Origin of the sequence: Streptomyces sp. NPDC058773, assembly GCF_042746015.1 — a bacterium.
GTDB lineage: Bacteria > Actinomycetota > Actinomycetes > Streptomycetales > Streptomycetaceae > Streptomyces.
Genome location: NZ_JBHYPE010000004.1, coordinates 106,321 through 130,078, shown reverse-complemented (window position 1 = coordinate 130,078; position 23,758 = coordinate 106,321). Strand labels below are relative to the sequence as shown.

The following is a 23,758-nucleotide window of genomic DNA, read 5'->3' as shown; positions in this document are numbered from 1 at the left end:
GCAGTCGGCGGGGGTGGTACTGCTGCGAACGGTACCCTCCCGGACGCGGCCGGAGGGCCTTGTGCCCCGGCCTTCGCCGTGGAACGGCCGGGGCGCCGTGATGCTACGTCAGCCGCTCAGTTCCTCGGCCAGCGCGCGGAGCGCGAGACGGTACGAACCGATGCCGAAGCCGGCGACCGTACCGCTGGCGACCGCCGCGAGGACCGAATTGTGGCGGAACTCCTCACGGGCGTACGGGTTGGAGATGTGCACCTCGATCAGCGGGGCGGTGCGCTGGGCGGCCGCGTCCCGCATGCCGTACGAATAGTGCGTGAAGGCACCGGGGTTGATGACGACCGGAATCGAGCCGTCGGCGGCCTCGTGCAGCCAGCGGATCATCTCCCCCTCGTCGTTGGTCTCCCGGACCTCGGCCTCGAAGCCCAGCTCCTTGCCGAGCCGGGTGCACTCCTCGACCAGTCCGGTGTAGGAGGTGGCGCCGTAGACATCGGGCTCACGGGAGCCGAGCCGGCCGAGGTTGGGGCCGTTGAGGACGAGGACCCGCCGGGTCTTGTTGCTCATGCCGCTCACGCTGCGATCTCGGCGTGTGCGGCGAGCAGCATGGCCGGGTCCGGGCCCTCCAGGACGGTCGGCTTGGCGAGGCCGTCCAGGACGATGAAGCGGAGCCGGTCGCCGCGGGACTTCTTGTCGACCTTCATGGTCTCCAGCAGCTTGGGCCACTGGTCGCCCCGGTAGGTCAGCGGCAGCCCGACGGCCTCCAGAACGGAGCGGTGCCGGTCGGCGGTGGCGTCGTCCAGGCGGCCGGCGATCCGGCCGAGTTCGGCGGCGAAGACCATGCCGACGGAGACGGCCGCGCCGTGCCGCCAGTTGTAGCGCTCGTTCTTCTCGATGGCGTGCGCGAGGGTGTGGCCGTAGTTGAGGATCTCCCGCAGACCGGACTCCTTCAGGTCCGCGGAAACCACCTCGGCCTTGACCCGGATCGCCCGCTCGATCAGCTCGGCGGTGTGCGCGCCGTCCGGGCGCTTGGCGGCCTCGGGGTCGGACTCGATCAGGTCGAGGATCGCCGGGTCGGCGATGAAGCCGGCCTTGATGACCTCGGCCAGACCGGAGACGTAGTCGTGCACCGGCAGGGAGTCCAGCGCGGCCAGGTCGCAGAGCACCCCGGCCGGCGGGTGGAAGGCACCGACGAGGTTCTTGCCCTCGGCGGTGTTGATGCCGGTCTTGCCGCCGACCGCGGCGTCGACCATGCCGAGCACGGTGGTCGGTACGGCGATCCAGCGCACCCCGCGCAGCCAGGTCGCGGCGACGAAGCCGGCCAGATCGGTGGTCGCGCCACCGCCGACGCCGACGATCACATCGCTGCGGGTGAAGCCGGTCTGGCCGAGCGCCTTCCAGCAGTACGCCGCGACCTCGGCGGTCTTGGACTCCTCGGCGTTCGGCAGCTGGATGGCGATGGCCTCGTAGCCCTGGGAGGCCAGGTCCTCGCGCAGCGCCTCGCCGGTGGCGGACAGCGCCTCCGGGTGCAGCACCGCAACGCGCTTGACGCCCTCGCCGATCAGGCCCGGGAGTTCGCCGAGCAGCTGCCGCCCGACGAGCACCTCGTACGGATCGGTGCCCGCCGTGCCGCCGACCTGGATCCGGGTGGCCTGCTCCGTCATGCCTGTTCCTCCCTGTGGGCGGCCTGCGGGGCGTCTCCCGCGGCCTGGCGTAGCTCCAGCGCGTCCAGGATCGCCTCGGCGACCTGCTCGGGGGTCCGCTCCCCGGTGGCGATCACGGCGCGCGCAACCTCCGTGTACAGCGGGCGGCGCCGCTCCATCAGCTCGCGCCACTGCTTGCGCGGGTTGACGGCCAGCAGCGGACGGGGCGCATCCAGGCCCACCCGCTTGACGGCGTCCGCGAGTTGGACGTCCAGGAAGACCACCGGCAGTCCGGTCAGCAGCGCGCGGGTGCCCTCGTCGAGGATCGCGCCGCCGCCGAGCGCGAGCACTCCCCGGTGGCTGCCGAGCGCGTCCCGTACCGCGGCCCGTTCCAGGTCACGGAAGTGCGGTTCGCCCTGGTCGATGAAGATCTCGGCGATCGGCCGGCCGGCCGTGGCGACGATGTCGGCATCGGTGTCCCGGTAGCCGACACCCAGCCGCTCGGCCAGCAGGGCGCCCACCGTCGACTTGCCGGCCCCGGGCGGGCCGATCAGCACGACGGCCGGCGACGTCATCGGATCGCCAGGTTGTCGAGGAAGGACTGCACGTTGCGGCGGGTCTCCGGCACGCTGTCGCCGCCGAACTTCTCCACCACCGCGTCGGCCAGCACCAGGGCCACCATCGCCTCGGCGACGATACCGGCGGCCGGCACCGCGCAGACGTCCGAGCGCTGGTGGTGTGCCTTGGCCGCCTCGCCGGTGCTCACATCGATGGTCGCCAGCGCCCGCGGCACGGTCGCGATCGGCTTCATCGCGGCGCGCACCCGCAGCAGCTCGCCGGTGGTCAGCCCGCCCTCGGTGCCGCCGGAGCGGCCGGAGCTGCGCTTGATCCCGTCGTCGGTCGCGACGATCTCGTCATGCGCCTTCGAGCCCGGCACCCGCGCCAGGTCGAAGCCGTCGCCGACCTCGACGCCCTTGATGGCCTGGATGCCCATGAGGGCGGCGGCCAGCCGGGCGTCCAGACGGCGGTCCCAGTGCACGTGCGAGCCGAGTCCGACCGGCACGCCGTAGGCCAGCACCTCGACCACACCGCCAAGGGTGTCGCCGTCCTTGTGGGCCTGGTCGATCTCGGCGACCATCGCCTTGCTCGCGTCCGCGTCCAGGCAGCGCACCGGGTCGGCGTCCAGCTTGTCCACGTCGGAGGGCTTGGGGACGACACCGTAGGGGGCCTTGGCCGCGGCCAGTTCGACCACGTGCGAGACGATCTCGATGCCGGCCGTCTCCTTGAGGAAGGAGCGGGCGACCGTGCCGAGGGCGACCCGGGCGGCGGTCTCACGGGCGGAGGCGCGCTCCAGGATGGGGCGGGCTTCGTCGAAGCCGTACTTCTGCATCCCGGCGAGGTCGGCGTGCCCGGGACGGGGGCGGGTCAGCGGCGCGTTACGGGCCAGCGCGGCCAGCTCCTCCGGGTCCACCGGGTCGGCCGCCATCACCTGCTCCCACTTGGGCCACTCGGTGTTGCCGACCATGATCGCCACCGGCGAGCCCATGGACAGACCGTGCCGCACCCCGCCGAGGAAGGTGACCTCGTCCTGCTCGAACTTCATCCGGGCACCGCGGCCGTAACCGAGCCGGCGCCGGGCCAGCGCGTCCGCCACCATCTCCGTGGTGATCGGCACGCCGGCCGGAAGGCCCTCCAGCGTCGCCACGAGTGCGGGGCCGTGCGACTCCCCCGCCGTCAGCCAGCGCAACCTGCTCAACGGTGCTCCTCATGTACTGCTCATCCGCGTACGGTCTCCCCCTGATCCTCCCACGTCGCGCGCGACAGGCGGCGCCCAGTCCAGGGTGCGGACCGGGCGCGCGGGGAGGTACGAGGGCAGATCCGGACGGAGCGGGTCCGGTACGGCGGGTCAGCGGGCGGCGAGCGCCGCCTCGCCCGCCCGGCGCATCGCGGCCAGCGGCCCGGGAGACCGTCCCGTCATCTGCTCCACCTGGAGAACGGCCTGGTGGACCAGCAGGTCGAGGCCGCCCACCACGGCGCCGCCCTGGTCGGCCCAGGCCGTGGCCAGCGCGGTCGGCCAGGGCTCGTAGAGCACGTCGAAGAGCGTCCCGGGCCGGTCGGGGACGGCGGCGGCGAGCGCGTCGGTGGTGCCCGCCGGGGTCGTGGCGATGGTCAGCGGCGCCTCGAAGGCCGCGGCGGCGTCCGCCCAGGCGGCAGTGCGGACGGGGACCCCGAGCCGCTCGCCCCAGCCGCGCATCTCGTCGGCGCGGGCCTCGCTGCGGACGTACGCGGTGACCTCACCGGTGCAGATCCGGGAGAGCGCGGCGAGCGCCGACGAGGCGGTGGCGCCGGCTCCCAGGACCGACGCCCGCTCCACCTGCCGCACCCCGCGCTCGCGCAGCGCGGCGACCATGCCGGGGATGTCGGTGTTGTCCCCGCGGCACCGCCCGTCGGGGGTGCACACCACGGTGTTCACCGCCTCGACGGATTGCGCGGTGTCGCTGATCTCGTCGAGCAGCGGAATCACCGCGCGCTTCAGCGGCATGGTCAGGGACAGCCCCGCCCATTCGGGGCCGAGCTTTCCGAGAAAGCCGGGCAGCGCCGCCTCGTCGACCTCGAAGCGGTCGTATTCCCAGTCGGCCAGCCCCAGTTCCGCATAGGCGGCACGGTGCAGTACCGGGGAGAGGGAGTGGGCGATCGGGGAACCGAGTACCGCAGCCCGACGGGTGACGCTCATTACTTGGCTTTCTCTTGTTCCTTGAAGTAAATGCGGCGATTGCGTTCATGCTGCTCGTTCGTCTCGGCGAACAGCGTCTTTTCCGGATTGATCGAGACGAAGTAGTACCAGTTGCCCTTGGCCGGATCGATCGCCGACTTGAGGGCCAGCTCGCCCGGATTTCCGATCGGCCCCGGCGGCAGACCCTTGAACTTGTAGGTGTTGTAGGGGTCGTTGAAGTTCCGCAGATTGTCGACGGAACCGGTGTCCAGGGTGCTCTGGGACTTGGCGTAGTTCACCGTCGAGTCGAAGTCGAGCAGACCGTAGGTCTCGGTGTTGTTCGGCTTGAGGCGGTTGTAGACGACCCGCGCGACCTTGAGGAAGTCGTGCTTGTACTTGCCCTCGGCCTGCGTGAGGCTGGCAACGGTGAGCAGCTGCATCGGCGAATCGAGGTGCAGCTTCTGCGCGTTCTGCTCCAGGTCGTATTTCTCGTAGACCTGATTCGCCCGCGCCACCATCTGCTTGAGGACCGCCTCCGGCTTCGTTTTGCCGCCGACGCTGTACGTCGACGGATAAAGGAAGCCCTCCAGTGGGTCCTTTATCTTCGCGGAGTCATTGGCCCACGACGGCAGTCCGAGGTTCTTGGCCTCCGTCTTGGCGACCTTTTTGGTGGTGCCCGTGGAGAGATGCAGCTTTTTGTCGATGAGTTTGTAGACGTCGCCGGAGCGCAGACCCTCACGGATCGTGAGGCCGTTGCGGCTCTTGGGGTCCACCATCAGCTCGACGGCCGAGGCCGCGGACATGTGCTTGCGCAGGGAATACGTCCCCGGCTGAAGGATTTTGTCCTTCTTGCTGTCGACGGCCGCCTCGGAGAACGCGTCGGCGCTCTTGACCACGCCTGCCTTCTTGAGGGCCAGACCCATCTGAAGGATCGTGGAATTCTCCGGGACGTCGACCTGGACCTCGCCGGTTCCCTCGCCCTCGTAGTCGGGGGCCGAGCCGAAGTGGCTCATGATGAAGTCGTAGCCGAAATAGCCGACGGTGCCGGCCGCCGCGGCGAAGGCCAGCGTGACGACCAGGCAGGTCCGGCCGCTGTGCCGTTTGTTCTTCTTGGTCTTCTTGCCGCGGCGCTCGCGGCCGCCCCGGCCCTCCTCGTGGAGGCCGGGGTCGTCGCCGTCGTCGCCGTGGTCCGCGAAGAACGCGTGTTCCGGCTCCGGCTCGCGGGGGCCCGGCTCGGCCCGCCAGTCGTCGCCGGCGTCGTCGTGGTACGGCTCCTGCTGCTGGGGCTGCTGGTACTGCGGCATTCCCTGCGTGGCCTGCATCCCCTGCGGGGACTGCTGCCGCGGGTGCTGGGGCTGGGGGTGCTGCGGGTGCTGGGGCTGCTGATAGGCGTCCGGAGTGCCGTAGTAGTCGGAGCCCGCCCCGCCGTATGGGGCGGCCGGCTGCTGCCCGTAAGGGCCGTACGGGTCGTAGGGCGCCTGCCCGCCCTGCGACCCGTCCCAGCCGCCGTTGTAGTGCTGCTGGACATACGGGTCAGCCTGCTGCTGGGGATACCGGTGGGCCTGCTGTCCGTCCCACTGAGGCTGCTGCTCCTGGCCTCTGGAGGAACCGTCTCCGTAGAGCGGGTCCTCGGGATGCCACGGTTCGGAGCCGTAGCCCCGGCCATACTCGGTCATCGATCCCCTAGAGCCGAGAGGCGGTGCACTCCGTCCCGGCAGCGCGCTTGCTGTACCGATCCGCCTCTACTTGCACGCGCGGCTGTTCGAACGCCGCACATCGCGCGGAACGTTACCGTACCGCGATCAGATGACCACTTCGACGCTCTCGCCCGGAGGCTCCCCCGAGACGCGTTCGGTCTCCAGTGCGCTCTGCAGGATGACCACCGCGGCCGCCTGGTCGACGACCGAGCGGCCCTTCTTGCTCCGGACCCCCGAGGCCCGCAGGCCCTGGGTGGCGGTGACCGTGGACATCCGCTCGTCGACCAGCCGGACCCCTACGGGGGCGATGTTCCGGGCCAGCTCCTGGGCGAAGGCCCGGACCTTGGCCGCGGCCGGCCCCTCTCCCCCACTGAGGGAGCGGGGCAGGCCGACCACGACTTCGAGGGGCTCGTACTCCTCGACGATCGCCTTGAGGCGGCGGTGCGCGGCCGGTACGTCACGTCCCGGCACGGTCTCGACGGGGGTGGCGAGGACCCCGTCGGGGTCGCACGAGGCGACCCCGATACGGGCGTCCCCGACATCCACGGCCAGGCGCCGGCCGCGTCGCATCTCACTCACGCGCGTCAGGCCGCCTCGGCGACGAGGCGCTCGACGGCCTCGATGGCCTCGGGCACCGCGGCGGGGTTCTGGCCACCGCCCTGGGCGACGTCCGGCTTGCCGCCGCCACCGCCGCCGAGCGTCTTGGCGGCGGTCCGGACCAGGTCACCGGCCTTGATGCCGCGCTCGCGGGCGGCCTCGTTGGTGGCGATCACCGTCACCGGGCGGCCGTTGGCGACCGAGAACAGGGCGACCACCGCGGGACGTCCGCCCTGGATGCGGCCGCGCACGTCGAGGACGAGCTTGCGCAGGTCGTCGGCGGTGGTGCCGTCCGGGACCTGGCCGGCGGCCAGGGCCACCCCACGGACGTCCTTGGCGCCGTCGGCCAGCCCGGCGGCGGCCTGCAGCACCTTCTCCGCGCGGAACTTCTCGATCTCCTTCTCGGCGTCCTTCAGCTTGGCCAGGACACCGGAGATCTTCTCCGGCAGCTCCTCCGGACGCCCCTTGACCAGCTCGGTGAGCTGGGAGACGACGGTGTGCTCACGGGCCAGGAACTTGTAGGCGTCCACACCGACCAGGGCCTCGACCCGGCGGACACCGGAGCCGATGGAGGACTCACCGAGGAGCTTGACCAGGCCCAGCTGGGCGGTGTTGTGGACGTGGGTGCCGCCGCACAGCTCCTTGGAGAAGTCACCGATGGTGACGACGCGGACCCGGTCGCCGTACTTCTCGCCGAACTCGGCGATGGCGCCCTGCTTCTTGGCGTCCTCCATGCTCATGACCTCGGCGTGCACGTCCAACTCACGGGCGAGCACGTCGTTGATCTTCTGCTCGACGTCGGTGAGCACCGTGCCGGGCACCGCGGCCGGCGAACCGAAGTCGAAGCGGAAGCGGCCCGGGGAGTTCTCCGAACCGGCCTGGGCGGCCGTCGGACCCAGGGCGTCGCGCAGCGCCTGGTGGGTGAGGTGGGTGGCGCTGTGGGCGCGGGCGATGGCGCGCCGGCGGGTGACGTCGATGGTGGCGTACGCGGCCGCGCCGAGCACCACCTCGCCGACCTGGACGACGCCCTTGTGGACCGTGACGCCGGGGACCGGCTGCTGGACGTCGCGGATCTCGACGACGGCGCCGGAGTCCAGCTTGATCCGGCCGGTGTCGGCGAGCTGGCCGCCGCCCTCGGCGTAGAACGGGGTGCGGTCCAGGACGACCTCGACCTCGTCGCCCTCATGGGCGGCGGGGGCCGGGGCGCCGTTGACCAGGAGGCCGACGATGCTGGACTCGCCCTCGGTGGCGCTGTAGCCGGTGAACTCCGTGCTGCCGGTCTTGTCGGCGACCTCACGGTAGGCGGACAGGTCGGCGTGGCCGCTCTTCTTGGCCTGGGCGTCGGCCTTGGCGCGGTCCCGCTGCTCCTTCATCAGACGGCGGAAGCCGTCCTCGTCCACCGACAGGCCCTGTTCGGCGGCCATTTCGAGGGTGAGGTCGATCGGGAAGCCCCAGGTGTCGTGGAGCAGGAAGGCCTTGTCGCCGGGGAGGACCGTGGAGCCCGCGGACTTGGTGTCCGTGACGGCGGTGTCGAGGATGTTGGTGCCGGCCTTCAGCGTCTTGAGGAACGCGGCCTCCTCGGCGAGGGCGACGGTCTCGATCCGGCGGCGGTCCTCCAGCAGCTCCGGGTACTGCTGGCCCATGGTCTTGATGACCACGTCCAGCAGCTCGCCGATGACCAGCCCGCTCGCGCCGAGCAGCCGCATGTTGCGGATGGCGCGGCGCATGATGCGGCGCAGGACGTAGCCACGGCCCTCGTTGCCGGGGGTGACGCCGTCGCCGATGAGCATCGTGGACGTACGGATGTGGTCGGCGACGACGCGCAGCGAGACATCGGTGGCGTCGGAGTCGCCGTAGCGCACCCCGGAGAGCTCGGTGGCCTTGTCGATGACGACGCGCAGGGTGTCCGTCTCGTACATGTTCGGGACGTCCTGCAGGATCATCGCCAGGCGCTCGAGGCCGAGACCGGTGTCGATGTTCTTGCTGGGCAGCTCGCCGAGGATCTCGAAGTCCTCCTTGCCGGTGCCCGCACCCCGCTCGTACTGCATGAAGACCAGGTTCCAGATCTCCACATACCGCTCGTCGTTGACGGCCGGGCCGCCCTCGACACCGAACTCCGGACCGCGGTCGTAGTTGATCTCGGAGCACGGGCCGCAGGGGCCCGGGACGCCCATGGACCAGTAGTTCTCCTTCTTGCCCAGACGCTGGATGCGCTCCTTGGGCACACCGATGACCTCGTGCCAGATGCGCTCGGCCTCGTCGTCCTCCAGGTAGACGGTGATCCACAGGCGCTCGGGGTCGAGGCCGTAGCCACCGTCGGCCTGCGAGCCGGTCAGCAGCTCCCAGGCGTACTTGACGGCGCCTTCCTTGAAGTAGTCGCCGAAGGAGAAGTTGCCGCACATCTGGAAGAACGTGCCGTGCCGGGTGGTCTTGCCGACCTCTTCGATGTCCGGCGTACGGACGCACTTCTGGACGCTGGTGGCGCGCGGGGCGGGCGGCTTGACCTCACCGAGGAAGTACGGCTTGAAGGGGACCATGCCCGCGTTGACGAGGAGCAGCGTCGGGTCGTCCGCGATGAGCGACGCCGACGGCACGACGGTGTGCCCGCGCTCCTCGAAGAAGCGCAGCCAGCGGCGGCGGATTTCAGCCGACTCCATCAGTGGTCCTCTTTTCCAGTCGGTCCGGTCAGACCGGTGTGTCCGGTTGTTCTCGTGGTTCGGTACTGCGGTTCGAGCACCGCGCGGCGCGGTGCCGGCAGCTCGCGCACCCCGTCCGGCTCGCCGAGCCCCAGGGCGTCGTGCAGCTGTTCTTCACGGTCCGCCATTCCGGCCCGTACGTCCAATGCAAATTGACGCAGCCGGTGTCCGGTCTCGACGGCCTTGTCCGCGGCCTGCGCGGCGAGGCTGTCGGGCTGCAGCTTGCGCAGCTTGCGGTGGACCTTGTTGGTGGCCCACACGCCGGCGGCGGCGCCGGTGGTGAACCAGAATGCGCGGCGGAACATCGCTGTGATCAGTCCTTGGAGCGACGGTTGCGGCGCCCGCCACGGCGGGCGCCGGGCAGGGTACGGCCGAGGACGACGGTGCGTTCTGCGCGCTCGGCAGGGGCCGCTTCGCCCTTCTTGCCGATCGCGCGGCGCACTCCGTAGCCGAACGCCGCCACCTTGACCAGCGGGCCGCCGAAGGCGGAGGACACGGTCGAGGAGAGCGCGGAGGCGTTGGCGGTGACCTCCTGGACGTCGGCGGCGATGGCGTCGACGCGCGCCAGCTGGGTGTGCGCGGAGCGGACCGTCGCGGAGGCGTCGGACAGGAGGGGCACGGCCTGCTCGGACACCTCGGCCACCATCTTGGTGGTCGCCTTGAGCGTCTGTGCGAGCCTCACCAGCACGAGGGCGAGGAACGACACAAGGATGGCCCAGAAGACGGCCACGAGGATCCCGGCCACCTCTCCACCGGACACGTTGGCACCACTCTCCGACTGGTTCGGTCTGGTTCTCGTCCTGCTCGAACGGCAACCTTGACCTTATCGCGCCGTGACTGTCCGTCCGTACCCCGTTCCCGGTGGCGCGGAGCGGACTCCGGAGGAATCCCGCGGCGTGATTGTACGGTCCGCATCGCGCCGAGTACGCTCCGTGTGCCATGCGACGCCTCACGCGCTCCGGCCCCGTCTCCCGCCCTTCCCCCGAGCAGCTGCCCGCACCGGCCGCGCCGGGGAACCTCCCCGCGGAACTCAACCGCTTCATCGGCCGCGACGACGAACTGGCCGCGCTGGCACGGCAGCTGGAATCGGCCCGGCTGGTGACGCTCACCGGCCTCGGCGGCGTCGGCAAGTCGCGGCTCGCCCGCCATGGCGCAGCGATCTTGCAGGATCGCTTCTGCGATGGGGTGTGGCTGGTCGAACTGGCTTCCCTGCGCGAACCGCACCTCCTTGACCACACCGTCGCCGAGGTGCTGGCACCGGCCGACCACAGCGGCCGTCCGGTGCGCGCCGCGCTCTGCGATCACCTCGCCGGCCGGGAACTGCTGCTCGTCCTGGACGGCTACGAGCACCTGGTCGACGCCTGTGCGGAGCTGACCGCCGAGCTGCTGCGGCGCTCCCCCGGGCTGCGGGTGCTGGCCGCCGGACGACGGCCGCTCGGGCTGACCGGCGAGCAGAACATGCCGCTGGCGCCGCTGAACACCGCCGATGCGACGGCCCTGTTCGCCGACCGCGCCGCGGCGGTGCTCGGCGACTTCGGCGTCGGGGCGGCCAACGAGGAGGCGGTCACCGAGCTCTGCGAGCGGCTGGACGGGATTCCGCTCGCGCTGGAGCTGGCCGCCGGGCGGCTGCGCGCGCTCTCCGTGGACCAGGTGCTGCACCGGCTCGACGACCGCTTCCGGCTGCTGACCGGCACCGCCCGCGGCACCCTGCCCCGCCATCAGACACTGCGCACCGCGATCGGCTGGAGCCATGAGCTGTGTACGCCCCAGGAGCGGCTGCTGTGGGCGCGGCTGTCGGTCTTCGCCGGGCAGTTCGACCTGGAGGCGGCCGAGTACGTCTGCTCGGGCCCGGAGCTGCCGGCCGCCGAACTCCTCGACGTCATCGGGGAGTTGGTCGCCCAGTCGGTGCTGGTGCGGGAGGAGACCGCGGCCGGGGTGCGCTACCGGATACTGGACACCGTACGGGCCTACGGCGCGGGCTGGCTGGCGGCGACGCACGACGGCGACCGGCTGCGGCGCCGGCACCGCGACTGGTACCTGGGGCTGGCCACCTGGTGCGAACTGGACTGGTTCAGCCCCCGGCAGGCCGAGATCGCGGCCCGGATCGACGCCGAGCTGCCCAATCTGCGGGTGGCGCTGGAGCAGAGCCTGGAGTGCCCCGCCGAGACGCACCTGGGCCAGTACCTGGCGGGCAGCCTGTGGTTCTACTGGGTGGGCTGCGGCCGGCTCGCCGAGGGCCGGCACTGGCTGGACCGGGCGCTGGAGCTGGAGAGCGACCACGACGACGCCCGGCTGAAGGCGCTGTGGGTGGCCGGCTATGTCGCGCTGATCCAGGGGGACACGGTCGGTGCGCTGGGGGTGCTCCAGGAGTGCCGCGACGAGGCCGAGCGGACCGGCAACACCACCGCGGCCGCGTACGCGCTGCACCGCACCGGCTGTCTGGCCCTGGTCTGCGACGACCTCCCGCGCGCCGAGGAGCTGCTGCGCGGGGCGGTGCGGCGCTACCGGGAGATCGGCGAGCTGAACGGCACCGTGCTGCTGGCCCAGGTCGAGCTGGCGATGGCGGTGGCCTTCCGGGGCGAGCCAGCGGACGCGGTGCGGCTGTGCGAGGACGTGCTGGCGGTGTGCGAGGACCACGGGGAGCGCTGGACGCGGGCGTACGCGCAGTTCGTGCTGGCGTACGCGGCCTGGTCGCGGGGCGACGGCGGGCGGGCCCGGACGCTGCTGGCGGAGTCGCTGGCCGTCCATCACACCTTCCACGACCTGCTGGGCGTGGTGCTGGCGCTGGAACTGGTGGCGATGGTGACGCTCGGCGAGGGGGACGCGGAGGAGGCGGCGGTGCTCCAGGGCGCCGCAGGGCGGATCTGGCCCTCGGTGGGGCTGCCGCTGTTCGGTTCGCGTTACTTCCGCGGGCCGCACGCGGAGTGCGAGGAACAGGCGCGAAAACGGCTGGGGGCCGAGAAGTACGGGCGGGCCGTGCGCACGGGCGGGCGCCTCGGTATGGACGCGGCGGTGGCCCGGGTGCTGCGGCCCGGCGGTCCGGCGCCCGCCCGGCACCGGAGCGTACGGATCGGACCGCCGGACACACACGAGCCCGCCACCTCCCCCTCCGCGAGCGGCGGGGAGACGGCGGGCTGAGCGTGGTGCTGCGCCTGCGGTGGTGCTTAGCGGGCGTAGTACTCGACGACGAGCTGCTCGTCGCAGATCACCGGGATCTCCTTGCGGTTCGGGTCCCGGTCGAGGCGGAAGGCCAGCGCCTGGAGGTTGACCTCCAGGTAGCGCGGGGTCTCGCCGTCGGGGGCGTAGCCACCCTCGCGCGCGACCTGGAAGGGGTGCTTCTCGCGGCTGCGCTCACGGACCATCACGACGTCGCCGGGGCGGACGCGGAAGGACGGCTTGTCGACCTTGCGGTCGTTCACCGAGATGTGGCCGTGAACGACCATCTGACGGGCCTGGTAGATCGTCCGGGCGATGCCCGAACGCAGGACGAGCGCGTCCAGACGGCGCTCAAGCTCGATGATCAGCGCTTCGCCGGTCTTGCCTTCGACCTTCCGAGCGCGGTCGTAGGCACGCGCCATCTGGCGCTCGCTGATGTCGTACTGCGCACGCAGACGCTGCTTCTCGAGCAGACGGACCTTGTAGTCACTGTTCTGCTTGCGGCCACGGCCGTGCTCGCCGGGCGGGTAGGGACGGGCCTCGAAGTACTTGACGGCCTTCGGCGTCAGCGCGATGCCGAGCGCGCGGGACTTCTTGACCTTGGGACGCGACTGGTTCACGTGGAACGTTCCTCCATGTAAGTTAGGTGAGGCTTACCTTAGCGCGAGGAGAAGGCATGTTTCGACCGGGGATCCCCCTGCCCAGTGCACACCGCACCGAGGCGGGTCAGCCGCGTCCCGTGGAAGACGCCCAGCAGCCCACGGCCGCCGAGCGCATACGAACCCTCGTCGAGTCCCATGGTATGGCGTCACTGAGCATCCCCGGTGTCGAGGATCCCGACGAGACCGGGCTCTCGGCACCGGTCTGCCGGACCGTGACACCCGGCGGAGACGTGCTGTTGCTGGTTTCCGGGGGCTCCGCGGCGGCTCGGGCGGCGGCCCACGCGCAGGACGACGACCTCACAGCCGTGATGGAGATCACGGACGTCGCGCCCGTATCCGTGCCCCATCGCATTCGCGGACGGGCCTGGGTGGCCGGCTGGCTCACCCCCGTGCGCAACGAGCAGCGGGCCGAGGCGGCGCTGCTGCTCGCCGAGCGGCACCCGGTGGGCGAGCTGCTCGGCATCGGCGAGGCACTGCAGCCGGAGCCCGCACCGGGCCTCTACGGGCGGACCGCCTGGACGATGCTGCGGCTGGAGGTCGGCGAGGGCGCGGTGGACGATCTGTGGGGCGCCGAGTCCGTCGAGCCGGACGACTTCGCCATGGCGGCCCCCGATCCGCTCATCGCCCACGAGGCGGAACTGCTGCAGCATCTGCACGCCGCGCACAGCGAGCAGGTGCGCGGGCTGTGCACTCTGCTGGGCGACCGCGGACAGGCCTGCGGGCTGCGCGAACGGGCCGTGCCGGTGGGCCTGGACCGCTTCGGGCTGCGGGTCCGCTTCACCGACGCCGAGCAGCACTCCTTCGACGCCCGGTTCGACTTCCCCGAGCCGGTACGGGACGTGGCCGAGCTGCGGCGGGCGATGCACCGGCTCTTCGAGGCTGCGGCGGAGTAGCGCGGGCCGGGGCCGCGGCCCGGCCCGCGGAGGGGCTATGCCCCGGCGCTCTCGCCGGAGTCCGAGCGCAGGCGCACCCGCACCCGCTCGACGACCTCGGCGTAGCGCGCCTCGGCGCCGTGCCGGGTGGGCTCGTAATAGCGCTTGCCGTGCACCTCGTCCGGGGCGTACTGCTGGGCCGCGATACCGCCCGGCAGGTCGTGCGGATACTGGTAGCCCTGGCCGTGGCCGAGCTTCTGGGCGCCCTTGTAGTGGCTGTCGCGCAGATGCGGCGGGACCGCGCCCGCCTGGCCGGCCCGGACGTCCGCCAGGGCGGCGTCGATGGCCAGATACGCGGCGTTCGACTTCGGTGCCAGGGCGAGCGCGATGGTGGCCTGGCTCAGCGTGATCCGCGCCTCCGGGAAACCGATCATCGCCACGGCCTGGGCGGCGGCGACCGCGGTCTGGAGGGCGGTCGGATCGGCCAGCCCGATGTCCTCGCTCGCCGAGATCATCAGCCGCCGGGCGATGAACCGCGGGTCCTCCCCCGCCTCGATCATGCGCGCCAGGTAATGCAGCGCGGCGTCGGCGTCCGAGCCCCGGATGGACTTGATCAGCGCGCTGGCGACGTCGTAGTGCTGGTCGCCGTCCCGGTCGTACTTCACCGCCGCCCGGTCGACGGACTCCTCCAGTGTCTGGAGGGTGATCTCCTTCTCGCCTTTGGACAGCGCGGAACCGGCCCCGGCCTCCAGGGCGGTCAGCGCACGCCGGGCGTCGCCGCCCGCGATCCGCAGCAGATGCCCCTCGGTGTCCTCGGGGAGCGTCACCGCCCCCGCCAGCCCGCGGGCATCGGTCAGCGCACGCCGCAGCAGGCCGCGCAGATCGTCGTCCGTGAGGGGTTCGAGGGTCAGCAGCAGGGAGCGGGACAGCAGCGGCGAGATCACCGAGAAATACGGGTTCTCGGTCGTCGCGGCGATGAGGGTGACCCAGCGGTTCTCCACGGCCGGCAGCAGGGAGTCCTGCTGGGCCTTGCTGAAGCGGTGGATCTCGTCGAGGAAGAGGACGGTCTCCTTGCCGAAGCCGCCCGAGGCACGCCGCGCGCCGTCGATGACCGCGCGGACCTCCTTGACGCCGGCCGTGATCGCCGAGAGCTCCACGAAGCGCTTGTTCGTCGCCTGGCTGACGACATACGCCAGGGTCGTCTTACCGATACCGGGCGGCCCCCACAGGAACACCGAGGACGGCCCGGCAGGACCGCCGTTGCCCTCACCGACCAAGCGACGCAGCGGCGAGCCCGGCTTGAGCAGATGCTGCTGGCCCACGACTTCGTCGAGGGTGCGCGGGCGCATCCGGACGGCGAGCGGGGACCCGGCGGGGTCCTTCTCCTGGCGGTCTTCGGCAGCGGCGGTGAACAGGTCGGGCTCCACGATCACGAGCCTAAGCCACCCCACTGACAACGCCCCGGCCACCGTCGGGGACGGGCCGGGGCGCGGGCAGCGCGGTGGGGGCGGGACCTCAGAGCAGGCTGCTCCAGTACGTCCACCACTTGGTGAGGATCAGCAGCGCGATCACGCCGTACCAGAGCACCGGCACGACCCAGTGGAACTCCAGCACGATCCGGCGCACACCGTCGGGGGCCGGAATGATCCCGTGCTTGAGGTTGTGCACGGTGGTGTACCAGAACATCAGGATCGTGATCATCCACGTCAGCGTGCACCACAGGCACAGCGAGTTGATGACGTACAGCGACTGGGACATCAGCCACATGCAGAAGACCGTGCCGAGCAGCGTGCCGACGTTCAGCCCGATCCAGTACCAGCGGCGGAAGCGGCCGCCGGCCAGCAGGGCCATGCCGATCGCGACGACCACGCCGAAGGCGACCAGCCCGGCGACCGGATTCGGGAAGCCGAAGACCTCCGCCTGCTGGCTCTGCATGATGTTGCCGCAGGAGATGATCGGGTTCAGGCTGCAGGCCGGCTTGTAGTGCGGGTCCTTCAGCAGTTCGATCTTGTCCAAGGTGATCACCCAGGACGCGAGCAGACCCAGCGCGCCGGTGATCACCAGGAGCACCGCGAAACCGCGACCCGAGCCGATGGTGCCCGTGCCGCTGTCGCGGTCGTCGTCGGTGGACACGTCGTCAAGCGCTGTCGTCGTCATATCGCCGTTCCGTCGATCCCTTGGGAGTGGGGCTGAGCGCGGGCCCGGTCGCGGCCCGCCGTTCATTCTGCCCCAACTCCACCATGACCCACTGTGCGATGAGCATAAAGTCCGGCGCCCCGCACACAGCGTTCTCTCAGGTTTCGCCGTCCCGGCCCGCCCTGTCCGCCCGCCGGTGGCCCGCCCCACCGGGGCGGGCCGGGCCGGAATCCCTCCGCCGGGATGACCCGCGCGGCCCGGCGTTGACACCGGACGCCCGGCGGCCCGGCGGCACGGAAGGTCCGTTACGCACGAGGGGCCCGGCCGGCGGATCGCCGTCCGGGCCCCTCGGGGTCCTCATCCCGCAGCGTCAGCCCAGCGTGCGCCGGACCTCCTCGGCCACCGAGTCCAGCGCGACCGCGGTCTGCTCGCCGCTCTCCAGGTCCTTGAGCTGGACCACGCCCTCGGCAAGGTCCCGCTCGCCCGCCACCAGCGCCAGCCGCGCGCCGGAGCGGTTGGCGGACTTCATGGCGTTCTTCAGGCCCTTGCCGCCGAACGCGAAGTCCGTGGCGATACCGGCCCGGCGCAGCTCGGTGACGACACCGAAGAGCACCCGGCGGGCCTCCTCGCCGAGCGGCACCGCGTAGACGGCCGTGGCGGCGGGGATGTCGAGCGTGACGCCCTCGGCCTCCAGGGCCAGCACCGTGCGGTCGACTCCCAGCGCCCAGCCGACGGACGGCAGCGCGGGGCCGCCGATCATCTCGGAGAGCCCGTCGTAGCGGCCGCCGCCGCCCACCGCGGACTGCGAGCCGAGCCCGTCGTGGACGAACTCGAAGGTGGTGCGGGTGTAGTAGTCCAGGCCGCGGACCAGCTTCTCGTCGTCCTCGAAGGCCACCCCGGCGGCGGTCAGCAGCTCGCGCACCTGCTCGTGGTACGCCTTGCAGGCCTCGCAGAGGTAGTCGCGGAGCTTGGGCGCCCCGTCGAGCTGCTTCTGCACCGCCTCGCGCTTGTCGTCCAGGACACGCAGCGGGTTGATGTCGACCCGGCGCCGGGTGTCCTCGTCCAGGTCGAGCCCGCGCAGGAAGTCCTGCAGCGCGGCGCGGTAGACGGGGCGGCACTCCTTGTCGCCCAGGGAGTTGAGCAGGATGCGGAAGTTCCGCAGCCCCAGCGCGCGGTAGGCCTGGTCGGCCAGGATGATCAACTCGGCGTCCAGCGCCGGGTCTTCGGCACCGATGGCCTCGGCGCCCACCTGGGAGAAGTGGCGGTAACGGCCCTTCTGCGGACGCTCGTAGCGGTAGTACGAGCCGGAGTACCAGAGCTTGACCGGGAGGTTGCCCGCCTTGTGGAGGTTGGCCTCCAGTGCGGCGCGCAGCACGGACGCGGTGCCCTCGGGGCGCAGCGCCAGCTGGTCGCCGCCCTTGGTCTCGAAGGCGTACATCTCCTTGGTGACGATGTCGGTGGACTCACCGACACCGCGCGCGAACAGCTCGACGTTCTCGAAACCGGGCGTCTCGATGTAGCCGTAGCCGGAGTTCTTCAGCGGCGCGGAGATCGCCTCGCGCACCGCGAGATAGGTGGCGGACTGCGGCGGAATCAGGTCGTACGTGCCCTTGGGGGCCTTGAAGGTGCTCACGGAAGGTCTCGTCACATTCCTCGTCGTGGAGCGGCGCGGAAGCCGTCTCCGAGGCCGGCGGCCACCTCCCGCAGGAAGGGGTTGGTGGCGCGCTCGCGGCCGATGGTGGTCTGGGGGCCGTGGCCGGACAGGACGACGGTCGAGTCCTCCAGCGGCAGGCACACACGCGCCAGCGACTGCAGGATCTCGGCGTGGTCGCCGCCCGGCAGGTCGGTGCGTCCGATGGAGCCGGCGAAGAGCAGGTCGCCGGAGAAGAAGACCGGCGGAATGTCGGCCTGCTCGGGCATCCTGAACGTCACCGACCCCTTGGTATGGCCCGGGGCGTGCGCGACGGAGAACTCCATCCCGGCGAGTTCCAGGGCGGCACCGTCGCTCAGCTCCTTGACGTCGTCCGGCTCCCCCACGGTGAGTTCGCCCATGAGCTGCTGACCGATGGAGCGGCCGAGGGCCTTCTCCGGGTCGCTCATCATGAAGCGGTCCTCGGGGTGGATCCAGGCCGGGACGTCATGCGCGCCGCACACCGGGACCACGGAGGCGACATGGTCGAGGTGGCCATGGGTGAGAACGACCGCGACGGGCTTGAGCCGATGCTTTGCGACCGCGTCCTCGACTCCCTGGGCCGCCTGGTGGCCCGGGTCGATGATGACGCACTCCTCGCCGGCGGCGGGGGCGACCAAATAGCAATTGGTGCCCCAGGCCCCGGCGGGGAACCCGGCAATCAGCACGTTCGTCCTTAAAGGTCGGTGGTGGGGGCGGTCCGCGGGACCGCTCCCGGAAGACCTCGGCAGCTCCAGAGCCTACCGGCGGGACTCCCGGCAGAGCGAACCCGTATACGGTACGGCCACGGCGGCCGACAGTGATCGGTGATCGGACTAAGGAGACGACCGGTGGTCAACAGAGATCAGCGGCGGCGGCAGCTCGCCCGGGCGAAGTACGAGCGCCAGCAGCAACGGCGGTCCGCGGCGCAGCAGAAGAACAGGCGCCGCACTGTGGTCATCGCGTCCGCCCTGGCCGTGGCCCTGGCCGCCGGCATCACCGCCTACGCCTCCGCCGGGCTGGCCGGCCGGGACGACGACGCCGACCGGGCAGCGCCCCCGTCCCCCTCCAAGGCACCGGACCCGTGCAACCGCCCCGCCCCGGGCAAGCCCTCCGCCAAGACCTGGAAGAAGGAGCCGGCGCTGTCCCTGGACACCTCGGCCTCCTACGCCGCGAAGCTGGCGACGACCTGCGGCACCGTCGAACTGAAGCTGAACGCCGGCAAGGCACCGCACACCGTCAACTCCTTCGCCTTCCTGGCCGGCCAGGGCTACTTCGACCACAGCAGATGCCACCGCCTGGTCGACCAGGACATCCACGTCCTGCAGTGCGGCGACCCGAAGGGCACCGGCCGCGGCACCCCCGGCTACACCATCCCGGACGAGAACCTCAAGGACCCCCGGCTCAAGGGCGGCGTCTATCCGGCGGGCACGGTCGCGATGGCCAACCGCTACGACGGCCGGAGCGAGAAGACCCGCGACTCGGGCGGCAGTCAGTTCTTCCTCGTCTACCAGGACAGCAAGCTGCCCCCGAACTACACACCGTTCGGCACCGTCACCCGCGGTATGGACGTGCTGCGGAAGATCGCCAAGGCCGGTTCGACGCCCGACCCGCAGACCGGCAACACCGCGCCGAACGCCACCGTCGTGATCGACAAGGCGACCGTCAAGAAGTCCTGACCTGCCGGGCGGCCGGGGGCGGTGCGGTGGTGCGCGCGGCGCGCACCACGGAATTTCGGTCGTGCTGGATGCGGACAGCCGACCGCCGGTCGCCTAGATTGGCGTTGTGTAGGGTGCCTGCGCCGACGGCTCACCCTCACCCGCAATTCAGCCCGTCGGACCGGTCAGGGCGCGGCTCTGCCGGACAGAAACTGTGGACGATGCCGGGGGGCCGCACGCCCTCGTCGGCATCATGTGGAGGAGGCGCTGTGAGCAGCGACCCATGGGGCCGCGTCGACGAGACGGGGACCGTGTACGTGCGTACCGCCGATGGCGAGCAGGTCGTCGGATCGTGGCAGGCGGGCACTCCCGAGGAGGCCCTCGCCTACTTCGAGCGCAAGTATGAGGGCCTGGTCGTCGAGATCGGCCTCCTCGAGCGCCGGGTCAAGACCACCGACCTGTCGGCGAAGGACGCCACGACCGCGATCGAGCATCTGCGCACCCAGGTCGACGAACACCACGCGGTGGGCGACCTGGACGCGCTGAAGAAGCGGCTCGACAAGCTCGTCGAGGCCGTCGAGACGCGCCGCGAGGAGCGCAAGGCCCAGAAGGCCAAGCAGAGCGACGAGGCCCGGCACGCCAAGGAGAAGCTGGTCGCCGAGGCCGAGGAGCTGGCGGCCAGCGAGCAGTGGCGGGCGGCCGGTGAACGGCTGCGCGCGCTGGTGGACACCTGGAAGGGCCTGCCGCGGCTCGACCGCAAGACGGACGACGAGCTCTGGCACCGCTTCTCGCACGCCCGGTCGGCGTTCTCCAAGCGGCGCAAGGCGCACTTCGCGTCGCTGGACGCGCAGCGCGAGGAGTCCCGCAAGGCGAAGGAGAAGCTGGTCGCCGAGGCCGAGGCGCTGTCGAACTCGACGGACTGGGGGGCCACCGCGGCCCGCTACCGCGAGCTGATGGCGGACTGGAAGGCGGCCGGCCGCGCCCAGCGCGAGCACGAGGACGATCTGTGGAACCGCTTCCGCGGCGCCCAGGACATCTTCTTCCAGGCGCGCGGCGAGGTCTTCGCGGAGCGCGACGCCGAGCAGCGGGAGAATCTGACCCGCAAGGAGGAGCTGGCCGTCGAGGCCGAGAAGCTGCTCCCCGTCTCGGACCTGAAGGCGGCGCGGGCGGCGTTCCGCTCGATCAATGAGCGGTGGGAGGCCATCGGCCACGTCCCGCGGGACGCCCGCCCGAAGATCGAGGGCCGGATGCACGCCGTCGAGCGGGCCATCCAGGAGGCCGAGGAGAGCGAGTGGCGCCGGACGAACCCTGAGGCGCGGGCGCGCGCCGCGGGGCTGACCGGTCAGCTCCAGGACGCGGTCGACAAGCTGGAGAAGCAGATCGACGCGGCCCGCGCGGCCGGCAACAACGCCAAGGCCGACAAGCTCGGCCGGGAGCTGGAGAGCCGCAAGGCGCTGCTGGACCAGGCGCTCAAGGGCCTGGAGGAGTTCGGCGGCTGAGAGCCGTACGGACAAAAGGGCCCCGGTACGCGTACCGGGGCCCTTTTGTGTGTCCGCTGCCGCTACGGCCGCCGGGCCGACGTCACCCGGTAGACGTCGTACACGCCCTCCACGCCCCGTACGGCCTTCAGGACGTGCCCCAGGTGCTTGGGGTCGCCCATCTCGAAGGTGAAGCGGGAGGTGGCGACGCGGTCGCGGGAGGTCTGGACGGCCGCCGAGAGGATGTTGACGTGCTGGTCGGACAGGATCCGGGTGACGTCCGACAGGAGGCGGGAACGGTCCAGCGCCTCGACCTGGATGGCGACCAGGAAGACCGAGGACTGGGTGGGCGCCCACTCGACCTCCAGGATCCGCTCCGGCTGCCGGGACAGCGAGTCCACGTTGACGCAGTCGGCGCGGTGCACCGAGACGCCGTTGCCGCGGGTGACGAAGCCGATGATGGGGTCGCCCGGCACCGGGGTGCAGCAGCGGGCCAGCTTGACCCAGACATCGTCGACGCCCTTGACGACCACACCGGGGTCGGCGCTGGACCGGCGCTTGGAGCGCGGCCGGATCGGCGTGGACTCGGCGATGTCCTCGGTGGCCTCGTCCTGGCCGCCGAGAGCCTGCACCAGCTTCTGGACGACGCCTTGCGCGGCGACATGGCCCTCGCCGATCGCGGCGTACAGCGCCGAGATGTCGGGGTAGCGCATCTCGTGCGCGAGGGTGACCAGGGAGTCGCCGGTCAGAATCCGCTGGATCGGCAGGTTCTGCTTGCGCATGGCGCGCGCGATGGCGTCCTTGCCCTGCTCGATCGCCTCGTCACGGCGCTCCTTGGAGAACCAGCCGCGGATCTTGTTGCGGGCCCGCGGGGACTTGACGAAGCCCAGCCAGTCACGGGACGGTCCGGCACCGGGCGCCTTGGAGGTGAAAACCTCCACCAAGTCGCCGTTGTCCAGGGTCGATTCGAGCGGGACGAGGCGCCCGTTGACCCGCGCCCCTATCGTGCGGTGGCCGACCTCGGTGTGCACCGCGTACGCGAAGTCGACGGGGGTGGCACCGGCCGGCAGGGCTATGACGTCGCCCTTCGGCGTGAAGACGAAGACCTCGTTGCGGGACAGGTCGAAGCGCAGCGACTCCAGGAACTCGCCCGGGTCCTCGGTCTCCTTCTGCCAGTCCAGCAACTGCCGCAGCCAGGCCATGTCGTTGACGGTGTCCTGGCCTTTGCCGGCGTTCTTCGGGATGTCCGTACGGATCTTGGAGGCGCCGGCGACGGCTTCCTGCTTGTACTTCCAGTGCGCGGCGATGCCGTACTCCGCGCGCCGGTGCATGTCGAAGGTGCGGATCTGCAGCTCAACCGGCTTGCCGCTGGGGCCGATCACGGTCGTGTGCAGCGACTGGTACATGTTGAACTTGGGCATCGCGATGTAGTCCTTGAACCGGCCGGGGACCGGGTTCCATCGCGCGTGGATGGTGCCGAGGGCGGCGTAGCAGTCGCGGACGGTGTCGACGAGGACGCGGATGCCCACCAGGTCGTAGATCTCGGCGAAGTCGCGGCCGCGCACGATCATCTTCTGGTAGACGCTGTAGTAGTGCTTCGGGCGGCCGGTGACGGTGGCCTTGATCCGGGCGGACCGCAGGTCGGCCTGGACCTCGTCGGTCACTATCGCCAGATACTCGTCCCGCTTGGGCGCCCGCTCGGCGACCAGCCGCACGATCTCGTCGTACATCTTGGGGTAGAGGATCGCGAAGGCGAGGTCCTCCAGCTCCCACTTGATGGTGTTCATGCCCAGGCGGTGGGCGAGCGGAGCGTAGATCTCCAGCGTCTCGCGGGCCTTCTTCTCCTGCTTCTCCCGCTTGAGGTAACGCATGGTGCGCATGTTGTGCAGCCGGTCGGCGAGCTTGATGACCAGGACGCGCGGGTCCTTGGCCATCGCGACGACCATCTTGCGGACCGTCTCCGCCTGCGCGGCCTCGCCGAACTTGACCTTGTCCAGCTTGGTGACGCCGTCGACCAGCAGCGCGACCTGGTCGCCGAAGTCGCGGCGCAGGGTGTCCAGGCCGTACTCGGTGTCCTCGACGGTGTCGTGCAGCAGGCCCGCCATCAGCGTGGCCGGGTCCATGCCCAGCTCGGCGAGGATGGTGGTGACCGCGAGCGGGTGGGTGATGTACGGGTCGCCGCTCTTGCGCTTCTGGCCGCGGTGCCAGCGCTCGGCGACCTGGTAGGCGCGCTCGACCTGGCGCAGCGTGGCGGTCTCGATCTTGGGGTCGTTCCCGCGGACCGCCCGCAGCAGCGGCTCCAGGACCGGGTTGTACGGGCTGGAGCGCTGGACGCCGAGCCGGGCGAGCCGGGCGCGTACCCGGTTGGGAGAGCCGGAGCGGCCGGCCGGGGCGGACGGCAACGGCTTGGGGGCGTCCGGCCGGTCGGCCTTGGCGGGCGGCTTGGCGGCCCGGGACGGCGGGGCGGCCGACTTGGACGAGGAGGCGGCGGGCCTCGGCTCGGGCGCCGTACGGGACCGCTCGGCGGGTGCCGGGGACGCGGAGGTCGGACCGGCCGGCGGCCGGGGCGTGGCGGTGCCACCGGGCGCACCCTGCCGCTCGGGCTGGGGCGCGTCCGTGGAAGCCACATCCGTGGGCTTCGGCTCGTCCGGGCGCGCGGCGTCGGTTCCCTTCGGACGCAGTCCGGGGGAGAGCGGCTGGGCCTCGTCTGGCAAGAGCACTCCTCAGGCGGTTTCCGGACCCCAGGACCTCGAACGGGCCGGGGTGCCATGGTATCGACCCCGCGGCCAC

The 23,758-nt window shown here is 71.2% G+C and carries 20 protein-coding genes; 4 read left to right on the top strand and 16 right to left on the bottom strand.

The window, feature by feature from the left end; translation table 11 throughout:
- Positions 1–108 precede the first annotated feature (108 nt).
- The 10 genes from aroQ to ACFW5B_RS05335 form a co-directional block, all read right to left on the bottom strand.
- Positions 109–558, bottom strand: coding sequence for a type II 3-dehydroquinate dehydratase (gene aroQ / locus ACFW5B_RS05380; RefSeq protein WP_386433575.1), 450 nt, complete (start codon positions 556–558; stop codon positions 109–111).
- Positions 559–563: 5 nt separating this feature from the next.
- On the bottom strand, positions 564–1,655 hold the full coding sequence (gene aroB, locus ACFW5B_RS05375; protein ID WP_386433572.1) for a 3-dehydroquinate synthase: 1,092 nt from the start codon (positions 1,653–1,655) through the stop codon (positions 564–566).
- Complete coding sequence (locus ACFW5B_RS05370) at positions 1,652–2,209, bottom strand: shikimate kinase (RefSeq protein WP_386433569.1); 558 nt, start codon at positions 2,207–2,209, stop codon at positions 1,652–1,654. Before ACFW5B_RS05370 ends, aroB begins: the two co-directional genes overlap by 4 nt.
- The gene (gene aroC, locus ACFW5B_RS05365) at positions 2,206–3,390 is read right to left on the bottom strand and encodes a chorismate synthase (RefSeq protein ID WP_386433566.1); all 1,185 of its coding nucleotides are present in this window, start codon (positions 3,388–3,390) and stop codon (positions 2,206–2,208) included. The genes ACFW5B_RS05370 and aroC overlap by 4 nt, the downstream gene beginning before the upstream one ends.
- Before the next feature lie 150 nt (positions 3,391–3,540).
- Positions 3,541–4,368 (bottom strand): shikimate dehydrogenase, encoded by an 828-nt coding sequence (locus ACFW5B_RS05360; RefSeq protein WP_386433563.1) that lies wholly within the window; start codon positions 4,366–4,368, stop codon positions 3,541–3,543.
- The gene (mltG, locus tag ACFW5B_RS05355) at positions 4,368–6,023 is read right to left on the bottom strand and encodes an endolytic transglycosylase MltG (protein WP_386433560.1); all 1,656 of its coding nucleotides are present in this window, start codon (positions 6,021–6,023) and stop codon (positions 4,368–4,370) included. The genes ACFW5B_RS05360 and mltG overlap by 1 nt, the downstream gene beginning before the upstream one ends.
- Positions 6,024–6,149: 126 nt before the next feature.
- Positions 6,150–6,614, bottom strand: a complete 465-nt coding sequence (gene ruvX, locus ACFW5B_RS05350) for a Holliday junction resolvase RuvX (RefSeq protein WP_386433951.1) — start codon at positions 6,612–6,614, stop codon at positions 6,150–6,152.
- A 14-nt stretch (positions 6,615–6,628) separates the two neighbouring features.
- Positions 6,629–9,298: an alanine--tRNA ligase gene (alaS, locus tag ACFW5B_RS05345; RefSeq protein WP_386433557.1), complete on the bottom strand. Its 2,670-nt coding sequence runs from the start codon at positions 9,296–9,298 to the stop codon at positions 6,629–6,631.
- A complete protein-coding gene (locus tag ACFW5B_RS05340; protein WP_386433555.1) occupies positions 9,298–9,642 on the bottom strand; it encodes a DUF6167 family protein in 345 nt (114 codons plus the stop codon). The genes alaS and ACFW5B_RS05340 overlap by 1 nt, the downstream gene beginning before the upstream one ends.
- 8 nt (positions 9,643–9,650) lie before the next feature.
- Positions 9,651–10,097: a DUF948 domain-containing protein gene (locus ACFW5B_RS05335; protein ID WP_386433552.1), complete on the bottom strand. Its 447-nt coding sequence runs from the start codon at positions 10,095–10,097 to the stop codon at positions 9,651–9,653.
- Positions 10,098–10,276: 179 nt separating this feature from the next.
- Between ACFW5B_RS05335 and ACFW5B_RS05330 the strand changes: the two genes are divergently transcribed.
- A complete protein-coding gene (locus tag ACFW5B_RS05330; protein ID WP_386433549.1) occupies positions 10,277–12,475 on the top strand; it encodes an ATP-binding protein in 2,199 nt (732 codons plus the stop codon).
- Positions 12,476–12,501: 26 nt separating this feature from the next.
- On the opposite strand, the gene rpsD is transcribed toward ACFW5B_RS05330, so the two are convergent.
- Positions 12,502–13,113, bottom strand: coding sequence for a 30S ribosomal protein S4 (gene rpsD / locus ACFW5B_RS05325; RefSeq protein WP_384429048.1), 612 nt, complete (start codon positions 13,111–13,113; stop codon positions 12,502–12,504).
- Between the two features lie 182 nt (positions 13,114–13,295).
- Between rpsD and ACFW5B_RS05320 the strand changes: the two genes are divergently transcribed.
- On the top strand, positions 13,296–14,048 hold the full coding sequence (locus tag ACFW5B_RS05320) for a DUF2470 domain-containing protein (RefSeq protein WP_386433949.1): 753 nt from the start codon (positions 13,296–13,298) through the stop codon (positions 14,046–14,048).
- Between the two features lie 35 nt (positions 14,049–14,083).
- Here ACFW5B_RS05320 and ACFW5B_RS05315 read toward each other — a convergent pair whose 3' ends face one another.
- The 4 genes from ACFW5B_RS05315 to ACFW5B_RS05300 all read right to left on the bottom strand — a co-directional run bounded on the left by ACFW5B_RS05315 (position 14,084) and on the right by ACFW5B_RS05300 (position 18,521).
- Entirely contained in the window at positions 14,084–15,454 is a 1,371-nt protein-coding gene (locus ACFW5B_RS05315; RefSeq protein WP_386433545.1) for a replication-associated recombination protein A, read from the bottom strand.
- Between the two features lie 88 nt (positions 15,455–15,542).
- A complete protein-coding gene (locus tag ACFW5B_RS05310) occupies positions 15,543–16,184 on the bottom strand; it encodes a vitamin K epoxide reductase family protein (RefSeq protein WP_386433543.1) in 642 nt (213 codons plus the stop codon).
- Positions 16,185–16,533: 349 nt separating this feature from the next.
- Entirely contained in the window at positions 16,534–17,796 is a 1,263-nt protein-coding gene (hisS, locus tag ACFW5B_RS05305) for a histidine--tRNA ligase (protein ID WP_386433540.1), read from the bottom strand.
- 11 nt (positions 17,797–17,807) lie between these two features.
- Entirely contained in the window at positions 17,808–18,521 is a 714-nt protein-coding gene (locus tag ACFW5B_RS05300; protein WP_386433537.1) for an MBL fold metallo-hydrolase, read from the bottom strand.
- 162 nt (positions 18,522–18,683) lie between these two features.
- Here ACFW5B_RS05300 and ACFW5B_RS05295 point away from each other — a divergent pair, with 162 nt between their 5' ends.
- Together ACFW5B_RS05295 and ACFW5B_RS05290 are read left to right on the top strand one after the other, a co-directional pair.
- Positions 18,684–19,511: a peptidylprolyl isomerase gene (locus tag ACFW5B_RS05295; protein ID WP_386433534.1), complete on the top strand. Its 828-nt coding sequence runs from the start codon at positions 18,684–18,686 to the stop codon at positions 19,509–19,511.
- 248 nt (positions 19,512–19,759) lie between these two features.
- On the top strand, positions 19,760–20,989 hold the full coding sequence (locus ACFW5B_RS05290; RefSeq protein WP_386433531.1) for a DUF349 domain-containing protein: 1,230 nt from the start codon (positions 19,760–19,762) through the stop codon (positions 20,987–20,989).
- A 62-nt stretch (positions 20,990–21,051) separates the two neighbouring features.
- Here the strand turns inward: ACFW5B_RS05290 and ACFW5B_RS05285 are convergent, their stop codons facing one another.
- The gene (locus ACFW5B_RS05285; protein ID WP_386433529.1) at positions 21,052–23,682 is read right to left on the bottom strand and encodes a RelA/SpoT family protein; all 2,631 of its coding nucleotides are present in this window, start codon (positions 23,680–23,682) and stop codon (positions 21,052–21,054) included.
- Positions 23,683–23,758 lie beyond the last annotated feature (76 nt).